The 13,299-nt window shown below is 47.7% G+C and carries 9 protein-coding genes and 1 CRISPR repeat array; all 9 genes read left to right on the top strand.

The features are described 5' to 3' along the window. Positions 1-6: 6 nt before the first annotated feature. The 9 genes from PXY01_RS20650 (at position 7) to cas7c (ending at position 12,302) form a co-directional block, all read left to right on the top strand. Positions 7-2,139: an ATP-grasp domain-containing protein gene (locus tag PXY01_RS20650; RefSeq protein WP_127572809.1), complete on the top strand. Its 2,133-nt coding sequence runs from the start codon at positions 7-9 to the stop codon at positions 2,137-2,139. Between the two features lie 118 nt (positions 2,140-2,257). Then, the gene (locus PXY01_RS20655) at positions 2,258-3,202 is read left to right on the top strand and encodes a methylenetetrahydrofolate reductase (RefSeq protein WP_246028037.1); all 945 of its coding nucleotides are present in this window, start codon (positions 2,258-2,260) and stop codon (positions 3,200-3,202) included. A gap of 255 nt (positions 3,203-3,457) precedes the next feature. Next, positions 3,458-4,396 carry an aldo/keto reductase family protein gene (locus tag PXY01_RS20660; protein ID WP_127572811.1) on the top strand — a complete coding sequence of 313 codons (939 nt, stop codon included), beginning with the start codon at positions 3,458-3,460 and terminating at the stop codon, positions 4,394-4,396. Positions 4,397-4,435: 39 nt separating this feature from the next. After that, positions 4,436-5,293 carry an NAD-dependent epimerase/dehydratase family protein gene (locus tag PXY01_RS20665; protein WP_127572813.1) on the top strand — a complete coding sequence of 286 codons (858 nt, stop codon included), beginning with the start codon at positions 4,436-4,438 and terminating at the stop codon, positions 5,291-5,293. A 90-nt stretch (positions 5,294-5,383) separates the two neighbouring features. Beyond that, positions 5,384-6,283 (top strand): DMT family transporter, encoded by a 900-nt coding sequence (locus tag PXY01_RS20670; protein WP_127572815.1) that lies wholly within the window; start codon positions 5,384-5,386, stop codon positions 6,281-6,283. Positions 6,284-6,607: 324 nt separating this feature from the next. After that, the gene (locus tag PXY01_RS20675) at positions 6,608-8,866 is read left to right on the top strand and encodes a CRISPR-associated endonuclease Cas3'' (RefSeq protein WP_218028240.1); all 2,259 of its coding nucleotides are present in this window, start codon (positions 6,608-6,610) and stop codon (positions 8,864-8,866) included. A 19-nt stretch (positions 8,867-8,885) separates the two neighbouring features. Beyond that, positions 8,886-9,620: a type I-C CRISPR-associated protein Cas5c gene (cas5c, locus tag PXY01_RS20680; protein ID WP_246028038.1), complete on the top strand. Its 735-nt coding sequence runs from the start codon at positions 8,886-8,888 to the stop codon at positions 9,618-9,620. After that, positions 9,617-11,389, top strand: coding sequence for a type I-C CRISPR-associated protein Cas8c/Csd1 (gene cas8c / locus PXY01_RS20685; protein WP_127572820.1), 1,773 nt, complete (start codon positions 9,617-9,619; stop codon positions 11,387-11,389). The genes cas5c and cas8c overlap by 4 nt, the downstream gene beginning before the upstream one ends. Before the next feature lies 1 nt (position 11,390). Beyond that, positions 11,391-12,302: a type I-C CRISPR-associated protein Cas7/Csd2 gene (gene cas7c, locus PXY01_RS20690; protein WP_127572822.1), complete on the top strand. Its 912-nt coding sequence runs from the start codon at positions 11,391-11,393 to the stop codon at positions 12,300-12,302. A gap of 276 nt (positions 12,303-12,578) precedes the next feature. Continuing rightward, a CRISPR array of direct repeats spans positions 12,579-13,287; the repeat unit is 33 nt; unit sequence GTCGCACTCCATGCGGAGTGCGTGGATTGAAAT. Positions 13,288-13,299 lie beyond the last annotated feature (12 nt).

Consider the following 13,299-nt stretch of genomic DNA (forward strand, 5'->3'; position numbering starts at 1 on the left):
TTTCTTGTGTATAGCTTCGAGCTTCGCATTATGGCACTTGAGGTGATAGAAGTGGGCGATGAGAAAGCTCCGCTGGAGAAGCAAGCGAAGTCGGATCTGAACTATACACCTTATGTGAATGAACCGCTGAAGAGCGAGCCGGATTATTCAAGCTTCATGAGTGTATATGGACCGCCTACGGCGGAAGCCCAGCAGCTGCAGCAAACTTACGGTAATCAGAAGGTGACGAGTATGCTGCAGCAGCACATGAACAGCCAGGCGGCGGGTGCGGCTGCTAACCCTGGTAAGCCAAGAGAGCTGATTAGTCAGTTCACGTCCTGGATAGGTAATTTGGACGAGGAAGGTTTAGGGGCGGAGCTGTTACAATGGGCTGCTAGAGGACAATATCAATTCGTGCAGGAGACGCTTGACCAGCTCGGCTCAACGGATCGAGACGATGTGGCGCTTGCGATTATGCAGGCGAGTGGTGAAGAAGTGCTGAGGCAAATGGCGAATGCCGAAGAAGGACGGCGACTGCTTGACCGCATGTTTGATGATCTAACATCCGGTGAGCCAGATGAGGAGGAGAAGAAGCAAGCTGACCGGATTATCCATAGCAAAACTTTGTTGATCTCACCTGAGCAGATGGCGAAAGTGGATATGAAAATTTTCCCATTCAGTCTTCCTGGCATGACGCATAATGGTGCGCCGATGACGGCCAGACGGCTCCGCGACGGAAACATTTATATTAAGATGCCCGTACATGTTCTAGGCAACAGAGAATATCGTGAGGAGACGAAGACGCTGCCGGCATCGGTATTCGCTGGCGGACTCGAATTGCCAGAGAATGAAATGATTGGCGTTCGTATGTATGATGAAGGGAAAGCGGCACCTATTATTTACAAACCGGCTTTATTTCTTGTTCAATTGGCGAATGAGTCGACGACGCAGGTCGCGCACAAGATGGCAGAGGTGACGGCGATCGGACTGTCACTTGGAGTCGGTGAATTCGCGGCGGTTGGCGCTGAGGCGGCAATGGGAACGCGGGCGCTGCTGTGGGCTGATCGAATCGCGACTGCAACAGGCATTCTTGCTTCTGTCGTCACGGAGCATAGAGGGTTTATTATCGATCAATTCGGTGACAAAGGTCGCCAATTTCTTGATATTACCGACCGGGTCAATCAAGTGGTTGCGATATACGGCATTACAAGAGGCTCAGTTGGCGTATTGAAGCAGTTCGGCAGTACGCTGCGGTCGGCACATAAGGCGATACTTAATGCCGCCTATGAAGCTCGTATGGCGAATGAGGAGCTTAGTAAGCTTCAGCGAATTACCGTTCAGGTTGAAGGATTATTGCAAAAAATTGACAACATGTATGAAGAAGCGGCGACAACCGGAGCAAGGTTCTACGAGCAAGCTTCGAGTGCTGTTCAAGGCGCCGTACAAGAGACAAAGGATGCGTTATCGCTTCAACCGATGACGAGCGTTGGCGTTCCGATGCCGGTTCCCGATACGCCTATGCATACCGGGGTTCTTGAGAAGCGCAGCGTCAAAGGCAGCGGTTCCGGTTCTAGTGGCGGTCGAGGTGCTGGAGGCTCGAGCGGGCCGCCGATCGGCTATGTCCGCACGGGACCACGTCTTTCAGCGAAGAAATTCGAGCCGTTCATTCGGGAGGCGATTAAGGATGAGCAGATGGTGCGGGGCATCCAGAATGTCGAAGGCAAGTCGCTGCCGAAGATGACGCATACTTCTGCCGGACAGTTCAATAGGTCGGGTAACGGCGTCGATATTTTCGGCGTGGACGAGAGCGGCGATTTATGGATTATTGAGGTGTCGGTCGCCGAGACGAAGGAGCTTCGCAACGTGAAGTACGCAGGAGCCGATCAGATGACGGAATCGTGGCGTAAGGCGGCGGTTAATAAATTTTTGGAGAAGGACACGGCAATTCAAGAAGTGCGCGAGTTATTCCCGCATTGGGGGAGCGATCTGAGCGACGAGGATGTAAAGTTCTGGTTCCGGAGCAAAGCAAGTAATGGCAAATATGCCTTTGTCGTGCCGGAGGGCTCAACCGTTCGGCCAAACTCTTCGACGGAATTTATAGCGCGTGATGTGTATACGTATCATTTCTCCAATGAAGACATGAGCCCATTATATGAATAAATATAAGGGATAAGAAATAATTATCAATCAATTTCCTCGCAGGTCTGGCGGTTAGAACAAAAATGTGCGAAGATGAAGTCAGCCTAATTTCGCTTAATTCGTACTCGAGGATGTGATTATGTTGCTTAAACAAGCAATTTTAAATAAACAGATGGGAATTATCACATACGGTATGTCGCCTCCGAAGGAGTCGCATACGCCGGAGAAGATAACTGAGATATCGCAGAAGCAGATTGAACGGCTCAAAGGCTTGGACATAGACGCATTAATTTTGTATGACGTTCAGGAGGAATCTGATCGGATCGACACGGAGCGTCCGTTCCCTTACATGAAGTCACTCGATCCGGAAACGTACAGCAAAGAGTATCTTCACGAGCTCGATATTCCGAAAATTATTTACCGCTGTGTCGGTAAATATTCAGAGGAGGAGCTGACAAGCTGGCTGAAGAAGGACGAGGGGGAGCAACGTTATTCCGTATTCGTAGGCGCATCGTCCAGCCAACAAGAAGTGCAGCTGACGTTAAGCGACGCGTATCGTTTGAGCCGGCAGAATAGTCATAACTTGACGTTGGGCGGCGTCATTATTCCGGAGCGGCATATGAAGAAGAACGATGAGCATCTGCGCGTCGTGGACAAAATTAAGCAGGGCTGCGATTTCTTCGTATCGCAAGCGACGTATAATGTAGAGGCTTCGAAAAATTTCTTGTCCGATTATTATCACTACTGCCGGGAGCAGGAGCTGGAGATGGTTCCGATCCTGTTTAATATCGCGCCATGCGGCTCAACGAAAACTTTAGAATTTATGAAGTGGCTTGGAATCAGCATCCCGAAATGGCTGGAGAATGAGCTGAAATATTCGTCCGACGTGTTGGACAAGTCGATCCAACTGACGCACAAAATTTTCGAGGAGCTGCTCGAGTTTGGCCTTGAGAAGGGCATTCCGGTCGGCTGCAGCATTGAGAGCGTCTCTACGCGCAAAGTGGAAATCGAGGCATCGATCCAGATGGTGAAGGATATTAAGGCAACAATCGATAAGAAACGTCTGCAGGAAGCCGTTCGTTAGTTTCTATTAGCGGGCGCAAGCCGTTAGATCAATAGTGTTCTGCGTCTGTCTGCGAAGAACATGATTACAGCATTATTAGGATGGTTCCATGACACATTCGTCTGCGACGAATGTGTCTCTTTTTTTTTTACACAAGTTAAATGAGTGAATATAATATCAATTTCTTCGTCTATCCACTGGTGTAAGAATGCTCTACAATATAGATGTGTTCGTGAAGCATACTTATACACTTGGATAAGTGGGAGGAATCAACCGATGAAATATCGTAAATTGGGTGGAACTGGCCTAAAGGTAAGTGAAATCAGCCTTGGGAGCTGGATGACATACGGCGGTTATGTAGAGCGTGAAAAAGCGGTTAACTCGATTAAGACGGCGTATGAGCTTGGTATCAATTTCTTCGATACGGCGAACATGTACGAGCGGGGAGCAGCAGAGGAGCTGATGGGGAAAGCCTTGAAAGCTTATCCGCGCGAATCGTATGTGCTCGCAACTAAAGTGTTCTGGCCAATGGGCGACGGACCGAACGATCGAGGATTGTCCCGCAAGCATGTGATGGAGCAGGCGCATGCCAGCTTGAAGCGGCTTGGCCACGATTATGTTGACATTTACTACTGCCATCGTCACGATCCGGAGACACCAATCTATGAAACGCTTCGCGCGATCGACGATCTGGTGCGCCAAGGCAAAGTGCTCTATGTCGGTGTCAGCGAATGGCAAGCGTCACAAATGGCAGAGGCGCTCGGCGTCGCTGATCGTTATCTGCTCGACCGGATCGTCGTGAATCAGCCGATCTACAACATGTTTGAGCGTTACATTGAGAAAGAAATTATTCCGTTCAGCGAACGTTCCGGCATCGGGCAGGTCGTATTCTCACCGCTGGCGCAAGGACTGCTGACAGGCAAATATTCTTCGGCAGAGAACTTCCCTTCCGACAGCCGTGCTGCCAAGATCGATTGGGTTCGCAACGGTATTACGGAAGAGAAGATCGCTAAGGTCCGTCAGCTTGAGGGAGTGGTTGCAGAGCTCGGTATTACGGTCGGAAACCTGGCGCTTGCCTGGATATTGCGTCAGCCGAACGTTGCGAGTGCACTTGTTGGGGCAAGCCGTCCTGAGCAGGTCATCGAGAATGCTAAAGCATCGGGTATCGAGCTTAGTGAAGAGGTGCTGACTCGGATCGAAGCGATATTATCTTAATTAACTTGAATAGAGCCAAGCTTTAAAGGAGAAAATTCAATGACAACGAAGAAGAAGGTAGTCGTAACGGGCGGCAGCGGGATGCTGGGGCGCTGGGTCGTAAAGCATTTTCTCGAGCATGGCTATGAGGTGTTGAACGTCGATAATCGCCAGCCAGAGGAGGAGCTATGTCCAACGCTTATCGTCGACCTTGAGGATTTGGGTCAGACGTATGGTGCGCTTGCAGGAGCTGATGCGGTTGTACATATGGCCGCTATCCCAAGAGTAGGTATCGTCCCGCCGGAAGTAACGTTCCGCAATAATGTCATGGCGACCTATAACATATTGGAAGCGGCATCGAGTCTTGGCATCAAGAAAGCGGTTCTTGCTTCAAGCGAATCATCGTATGGTATATGCTTCGCCGTTCATCCGTTCGGTCCTCAATATGTGCCGATGGATGAAGCGCATCCGCAGCTGCCGCAGGACAGTTATGGCTTGTCCAAAATAGTAAACGAGGCGACTGCAGATATGTTTCACCGGAGAACGGGCATTCAAGTCGTTTCGTTCCGCCTTGGCAATGTCATTCCGCCGGAATGGTACGAACGTTTCCATTCGTGGATTAACAACCCAGAAGAGCGCGAACGGATTTTGTGGAGCTACATCGATACTCGCGACGCAGCGGAAGCATGCCGACTGGCGATTGAGACAGACGGACTTGGCTCTGTTGCGCTTAACCTTGCTTCGGATGAGACGAGCATGGCTATTCCAAGTCGTGAGCTGATGGCAGCCCGCTACCCTGAAGTGACCGATTTCCGTGCCCCGCTCGAAGGACATGAGGCGCTGCTTAGCAGTGAGAAAGCGATGAAGCTTCTCGGCTGGAAGCCGAAATACAAGTGGCGCGAACAGCTTGGCCAATAATGATATAGGTTGGAGGTTGCCCCTAGCTCGTCATGGTTCGGCAGGGGACAGCCTCTTTTTACGTCAACCCACAGAGAAGAAGGTGCTTTCTTGAGTTATGTACTGCTCCTGCTGGCGACGCTAGCGTGGAGCTTCGTAGGCGTCCTTGTCAAGACGGCATCGACGATGGTGGACAGCTCGGTGATTTCATTTGCCCGATTTTTTTTCGGTGTAATATGTTTAGCCGTTTATTTGTGGCTGCGGGACGGCAAGCTGCAGCTGCAATTTGGGATGCTTTGGATTTGGCTAGGTGCATTCGGCAAAGCAATAAACTATGTATTCGAAAATATCGCATTAAAGATCGGCTATTCATACGGCAATATTCTCGTTCAGCCGGTTCAAACCGTCGTGCTGCTGTTCGCAGCCGGTTGGTTGTTTAAAGAACGGATAACGGCGCGCGGGTGGATTGCAGCTGCGTTATGTGTGGCGGGTGTAATCGTTGTCGGCTGGAACGGAACACCGCTTCACGAGCTGGCCGAAGGAAGCGGATTAACGACGCTGCTGTTCACATTAGCGGGCATCGGTGCAGCGATCCATGTTCTGAGCCAGCGTATGCTGCTGCAGAAGATGGATAACGGGAATATGAATCTGTCTGTATTTCTGGTCAGTACGCTCATCGTTGCAGTGCCGGTGCCGATCCAATCACAAGGCTTTACTGGCCCAGTGACTGTGTGGACATGGGGAGCGCTCGTGCTGCTTGGCATCATTACGGGATTAAGCTTCTTCTGGTTTGCAGAAGCGATTAAGCGGGTGCCGTTCATGGTTGTGGCGATCGTGGGCAACAGTACGGTATTGTTTGCGATATTGTGGTCGTATTTATTTTTCCATGATCCGATCACGGGTTATATTATTGGCGGGACCTTGATTTTCGTTACAGGCTTCCTTATCTTGAATCTGCCGGTGCGCAAGAAGGCGGAGCAAGAGGGTCGGGCTAATCGTGAGCCAGCTTAACGACTTTGTAGTACCTTTATAAATTAGGAGTGGAGAGGTGCTGATCTGCATTTCTCTACTCCAATTAATGTTGTTGACGAATTCACCATTTCGGACCTCAGAACACCTCCTAACATCATGAAACAATGATTGCGTTCCAGACCGACAGTCTACATTTACCCCATACATTCAGATCGAACTCGAATCTTTCTATTATTCTCTCAACTTATGCAAAATTTTATTTTAATATTAGAATAATAATGTGGTAAAATTGTATTGGACATACATAAATTCCATTTACGCGAGGTCCGTCTATTTACCTAGAGTATAGGAGTGGGTGTCCTATTGAGTAATAAGTATGTCGCACATGTGCGTAAACAAGCGGATGGAAGTTGGGCAGATCCGCATGACTTGATCAAACATTCCGAAGATACGGCTAATAGGGCCGCTGCATTCGCTTCCAAGTTTCAATCTCAACAATGGGCAAGAGCAGCAGGATGGGGGCATGATGCAGGTAAAGCAAGACCGAAATGGCTCGAATATATCAAGCTGAAAACCGGTTATGGATATGACACCGAAGCGCATCTTGAAGGAAAGATAGGGAAAATTCCGCATGCTATTTATGGAGCAGACCTGGTTGAGAGAATCTATGGCAAAGGAATTGGGCGCTTGCTTGCTTATATCATTGCTGGTCATCATGCCGGACTTCCGGACTGGTCAAGCGCTGAAGCTGGACAAGCCTCTTTGCAGTTTAGAAAATCACAAGTTAATGACCAGGATATTGAACAGATCGATTCCTCGTTGGTTGCAAAGCTTCAGGAGCTTATACCTTTGCGCCCTCCATGGAGGTTTAAAGATGGACTGGATTTATCGTTATGGATTCGAATGATTTTTTCTTGTCTCGTAGATGCTGACTATCTGGATACGGAATTATATATGAACAAAGAAAAGGCTGAAAACAGAGAACAGTATCTTCCTATTCCTGCACTAAGAGAACGACTCCAACGACATAACGAAGCTTTAGCGAAGAAGGCTGACCCCACTCCAGTGAACGCTATCCGAAACCACATTTTACATAAATGTATACAAGCTGCATCGGGAACACAAGGCGTGTATTCCTTAACCGTGCCGACCGGCGGTGGCAAGACATTGAGCGGGCTTGCGTTCGCTTTGGAGCATGCATGCATACATGGACTTCATCGTGTTATTTATGTTAGCTCCTACATGAGCATCATTGAGCAAAATGCGGAGGTGTTCCGAGAAGCTGTAGGTGACGATCAAGTCGTTGAGCACCATTCAAACTTAGGGGACGAGGATATCGACGTTAAGATGCGGCTGGCGATGGAGAATTGGGATGCACCGTTGATCGTTACGACTTCAGTTCAATTGTTTGAATCGTTGTTTGCAGCAAAGCCAGGCCGCTGCCGGAAGCTGCACAATATCACGAATTCCGTCATTGTGCTGGATGAAGTACAGTTGCTTCCGCCAGCATATTTGTCTCCAATGTTGGAAACGCTTCAACTCCTCGTTGAGCGTTATAACGTCAGTATTGTCCTCTCGACCGCAACGCAGCCGGCCTTTAAAGAGCGGAGGGTGGACGGTCAATTATTTAAAGGGCTTAAAGATGTTAAGGAGATTATCGGGACAGACGAACAGGTTCAATCGCTCTTTAGATCACTTAATCGCACGAACATACAGTTTCCGGATGATCCACATGCTGTTGAGAGCTGGGAGCGTATTTCTGAGCAATTGAAGCAGTTCGAGCAAGTGCTATGCATTGTTTCGGATCGTAAAAGCTGCCGCGAGCTACATGGGCATATGCCTGCGGGCACCTATCATTTATCGAGCTTAATGTGTGGTCAGCATCGCAGCGACAAAATCCGAGAGATTAAGGAGAAGCTTGAAGATAATTATTCGAACAAAACTTACCTGCCTGTAAGAGTCGTCAGCACGCAATTGGTGGAAGCGGGCGTCGATTTGGATTTCCCGGTTGTTTATCGGGCTTTCGCAGGTTTGGATTCCATCATGCAGGCAGCCGGCCGTTGTAATCGTAATGGCAGACTATCGCCCGAGCCTGGTCATGTTGTCGTATTTCATCCGCCACGCCTGCCCCCGGTAGGAATTTTACGAAAAGCTGCAGATACGACAAAAAGTATTTTGTCTACGACTGTGACTGAAGCGGTAACGAATCCTAAAATCTTCGAGCGTTACTTTGAACAATTATTCTGGCGAGTTCATTCGTTGGATGAGAAAGGTATCGTTCGGTTGCTCGATCCGAAGCTTCATGACCCGAAGGAGTGCAGCATCTATTTTAGAAGAGCGGCAGAGCAATTTCAGTTTATTGATAACGCGAATCAAGTTACAATCTTGGTTCCGTATCGTGACGGACAAGCATTGCTGGATCAATTGAGATTGAACGGTCCTGATCGACAGATTATGCGACGTCTTCAACGCTATATGGTGACCGTGTATAAGCAGGAATTCGAATCGTTAAAGAGACAAGGAGTAATTGAAGATATCGGATCTGATGTTTTTGTTCTAACATCAGAAGATTACTACTCCGAAGATTTAGGATTGTTGATCGAACCATATGATTCAATGTAAACATCGAGGAGGGGTTCCTTTGCGAGGTTGGTGCTTGGAAGTATGGGGAGAATACGCCTGCTTCACTCGTCCGGAAATGAAAGCGGAACGGGTGAGCTATGACGTTATGACGCCATCAGCTGCGAGGGCGATATTCGAAGCGATTCTTTGGAAGCCCGCGATACGCTGGCATATTACAAAGATTGAGGTATTGAATCCGATTAAGTGGATTAGCATACGCAGAAATGAACTTGATAGAAAGGCCTCTCTGCCGACAACTAAACAAATGTCGGGCTTGCCTGGTCCGCCTATGGGCATAGCGGTAAGTGAAAGAATTCAACGTGCAGGGCTTTTTTTAAAAAATACCCGTTATCGAATTCATGGCTATTTTGAATTTATTCCCCCTGTGGAGAGAGCAGCCAATCGTCCATACGAAATCGAGTATTGGGCTGACGAGCAAGAACGTGCAGACATTGTAAGATTAGATGAGAATGAAGCCAAGTATGCTGCAATGTTCGAGCGAAGGGCGCGGAAGGGACAGTGCTTTCACCGACCGTATCTAGGCTGCCGAGAGTTTGCTTGCGATTTTCGGTTGATCAGAAATCCAGAACTAGAGTCGGCACAGCCGATTTCTGAGACGAGGGATTTAGGGTTTATGCTTTATGATATGAACTATGAGCACAATCCTGAAGACCCAACACCGTTATTTTTCCGAGCCTATATGAACAATGGCATTGTGAACACCGATCGCCGGCAAATTGAGGTGAGAGGATGATTCTACTTCGTTTAAAGGAGTATTACGATCGTAAAGCGGCAAACGGCGAAATTGCCACAGACGGCTGGATTGAGGGTGGGATTGATTTTCTGCTTGAATTAGATCAGGAGGGTCGACTTTGTGATATTTCAGATTTGAGGGAAGGAGAAGGAAAGAAAAAAAAGTCTAAAGCATTCCGACTCCCCAATATCGGTAATCAAGCGCTGAAGCATTCAAACAGCGGAAAAGACGCCAACTTGCTGTGGGATAACGCTAAATTCGTTTTTGGTTTGGGGTCAAAAGGCGATTTGCATCTGCAAAGCATGATCGAGGCTATTGATGAATGGCTTGGGGCAACTGATGATGCCGGCGTTAAGGCAGTACGCACTTTTCTGCAGCATGGTTTAGCTGATCGCAATCATTTTATGCTGGCATTGGGGCATCCGGAGTATGGAGAACTGCTACGGGCTGGCAGCGTTAAAGTAAGCTTCAACGTCAAAGAGACGCCGTATCCAATTGTTTTCCAATCTCCGAGCGTTGCTTCGGCGTTGGAGCGTGAGGAAAGCGGAGAGGATGAGTCCGTATTGGCAACCTGTTTAATAACAGGTGAGACAGATGTAGCGATTGCCGTCACACATCCGGTTGTTAAAGGTGTGAAAGGTGCGCAGTCATCCGGAGGTAGCATCGTAAGCTTTAACGGAGAGGTGTTTACCTCGTATGGCAAAAAACAAAGTCTGAATGCGCCCGTCAGTAAGAAGGCAGCTGCTGAATATACGAAAGCTCTGAACATGCTGCTTGAATCTAAGCAACGTATAATCGTTGGCGACATGACGTTAGTATTTTGGTCGGAGAAAGAAACTGCGTTCGAGTCCGAATTTGCTGCTTTGTTCGAGGAACCGCCAAAGGATAATCCCGACGAGGGAGTCGAGAAGATTAAAGCCTTATTTCACTCGATACATTCAGGGGCATATGTGGAGGACAGCAGCCGGACACGGTTCTACATAGCTGGTCTATCTCCGAATATCGCACGCGTTTCCATCCGGTTATGGCAGACGGGAACGGTATCCGAATTCGCTGCCCGTATTAGGCAATATTTCGAAGACTTCTCGATCGTCAAGCCTGCGAATGAACCGGAGTATTATTCACTCTGGCGTATTCTAGTTAATATAGCTGTTCTGGATAAGAGTGAAAATATACCTCCCAATCTAGCAGGGGAATTCATGAGAGCAATCTTAGAAGGTACGCCCTATCCGACAACGTTACTCCAGGCAGTACTGCGCCGCATTCGAAGCGATACGGAAAATCGTGTGAAGCCTGTTCGAGCAGCTTTGATCAAAGCATACCTTAATCGATATTTGCGGTACTATCCTAATCAAAGTTATAAGGAGGTAGGACAAGCATTGGACACCAATCAAACGTCCATTGGCTATCATTTGGGCAGTTTATTTGCGGTATTGGAGAAAATTCAAGAAGAGGCCAATCCGGGCATTAACGCTACGATTCGAGAAAGATATTATGGTGGTGCATGTACAACGCCGGTAACGGTGTTTCCAAATCTTCTCCGCTTGAAAAATCATCATTTGGCTAAACTCGATCATACAGGTCGTGTAATTTATTTCGAAAAATTACTTGCGGAAGTGATGGGAAATGTAAATAAGTTCCCAGCTCATCTAAATCTGCAAGAGCAAGGCATGTTCGCCGTAGGGTACTACCATCAACGACAGGATCTGTTTAAGAGCCGAAAGGTAGAGACACTTAACAGTGTTAATAGTGAAGAGGAGGTAGAATAATATGAGTGAAGCTCTGATGAGAAGATATGATTTTGTTCTGTTCTTTGACGTACAGGACGGTAATCCTAATGGTGATCCAGATGCTGGCAACTTGCCGCGAATTGATCCTGAGACAGGACATGGGCTAGTCACGGATGTTAGCTTGAAAAGGAAAATTCGCAATTATGTCAGTCTGAAAATGGAAAATCAGTCGCCGTATTCGATTTTCATAAGAGAAAAATCGATACTAAATCAGGAAATCGAACAAGCGTATCAAAGTTTGGAGATTGATTTGAATGAAAAGCCGATCGATCCTGCAGATGGAAAAAAACGAAATAAAATCGGACAAGGACAAGGCAAAGAGATTGATCGCGCAAGACAATTTATGTGCCACAATTTCTATGATATTCGTACATTTGGTGCTGTATTGTCTACAGGTCCGAATGCCGGTCAGGTGCGAGGACCTGTACAGCTTACCTTTGCTAGGTCGATTGATCCTATCGTATCGCTAGAACATAGTATTACCCGAATGGCCGTAGCAACGGAGGCAGAGGCAGAAAAGCAAGGTGGAGAAAATCGTACAATGGGAAGAAAGTTTACGGTGCCTTATGCTTTATATCGCACGCACGGATTTGTATCTGCACCGTTAGCAAATCAGACTGGATTTACGGAAACCGATTTGGAATTGTTATGGGAATCGATTACGAACATGTTCGAGCATGATCGATCAGCTGCACGCGGTTTAATGGGTACCCGTAAGCTCATAATATTCGAGCATTCTTCCAAGATGGGGGATATCGCTGTACAGCCTCTGTTCGATGCTGTTACGGCTGAACTCAAAGATCCAGGCAAACCTGCACGGACATATGGTGATTATATCATTTCGATTAATAGGGAAGCGATCCCATCAAGCGTGAGAGTGATTGAACGATAAGTAGATATCAGTGTAGTATGAAACATAGGCATTAACTAATCGAGTACTGCTGGAAAGCGTGCTATTATCAATACTGTCTTTGCTATGATTTTTAAGTGCGAATGTGAAGCTCCCATAATTTTTCTAGGGGATTCGCACCGCGAATTTTGTCGAAATGATTTGGTTCGTTTGCTTTTCAAACGAAGTCAACTGTTGATCTATATTTTGATTCGATAGGTAATTAAGGGGCTAGGAATGATTTATCTCGCTAGGCGATCAATCATTCCTAATTTCGCTGTCGCACTCCATGCGGAGTGCGTGGATTGAAATTCTACATCATCAATACCATCTGCAAATTCTTCATGTCGCACTCCATGCGGAGTGCGTGGATTGAAATGACTACAATTTTAAAAAAAAAAGATGTATTTGTCGTCGCACTCCATGCGGAGTGCGTGGATTGAAATAGCGTTGACGCGCCTTAAGTCATGCAAGGCCGCTGTCGCACTCCATGCGGAGTGCGTGGATTGAAATAGATGATTTGCGACACACTCAACCAAAACATAAAGGGTCGCACTCCATGCGGAGTGCGTGGATTGAAATTGCAAGCGGCCGTCGTCGTCGTAAGTGTTCCGGCGTCGCACTCCATGCGGAGTGCGTGGATTGAAATTTATACCAGCAGGTCGTATCGCTCTCTATCGCCACTGTCGCACTCCATGCGGAGTGCGTGGATTGAAATTCCTTGCATCCCCATTACCTCCAGTTAAGTGGTGGTCGCACTCCATGCGGAGTGCGTGGATTGAAATCCACCGGATAACCTCGCGTACTCCACCATTTAATGTCGCACTCCATGCGGAGTGCGTGGATTGAAATGGCTGCTTTGTGTGCCTCTTGATACGTCGTGTATAGTCGCACTCCATGCGGAGTGCGTGGATTGAAATTGCTATTTGGCGGCATTTATGCCTGGAAGTATGGCGTCGCACTCCATGCGGAGTGCGTGGATTGAAATATTAGAGAATGG

It is taken from the genome of Paenibacillus xylaniclasticus (assembly GCF_004001065.1).
GTDB lineage: Bacteria > Bacillota > Bacilli > Paenibacillales > Paenibacillaceae > Paenibacillus_T > Paenibacillus_T xylaniclasticus.

What these genes read in the sequence shown, in the direction of transcription:
- cas7c (WP_127572822.1), top strand. Translation starts at nt 11,391, where the DNA reads ATGAGTGAAGCTCTGATGAGAAGATATGATTTTGTTCTGTTCTTTGAC.
- PXY01_RS20665 (WP_127572813.1), top strand. Translation starts at nt 4,436, where the DNA reads ATGACAACGAAGAAGAAGGTAGTCGTAACGGGCGGCAGCGGGATGCTG.
- cas8c (WP_127572820.1), top strand. Translation starts at nt 9,617, where the DNA reads ATGATTCTACTTCGTTTAAAGGAGTATTACGATCGTAAAGCGGCAAAC.
- PXY01_RS20660 (WP_127572811.1), top strand. Translation starts at nt 3,458, where the DNA reads ATGAAATATCGTAAATTGGGTGGAACTGGCCTAAAGGTAAGTGAAATC.
- PXY01_RS20655 (WP_246028037.1), top strand. Translation starts at nt 2,258, where the DNA reads ATGTTGCTTAAACAAGCAATTTTAAATAAACAGATGGGAATTATCACA.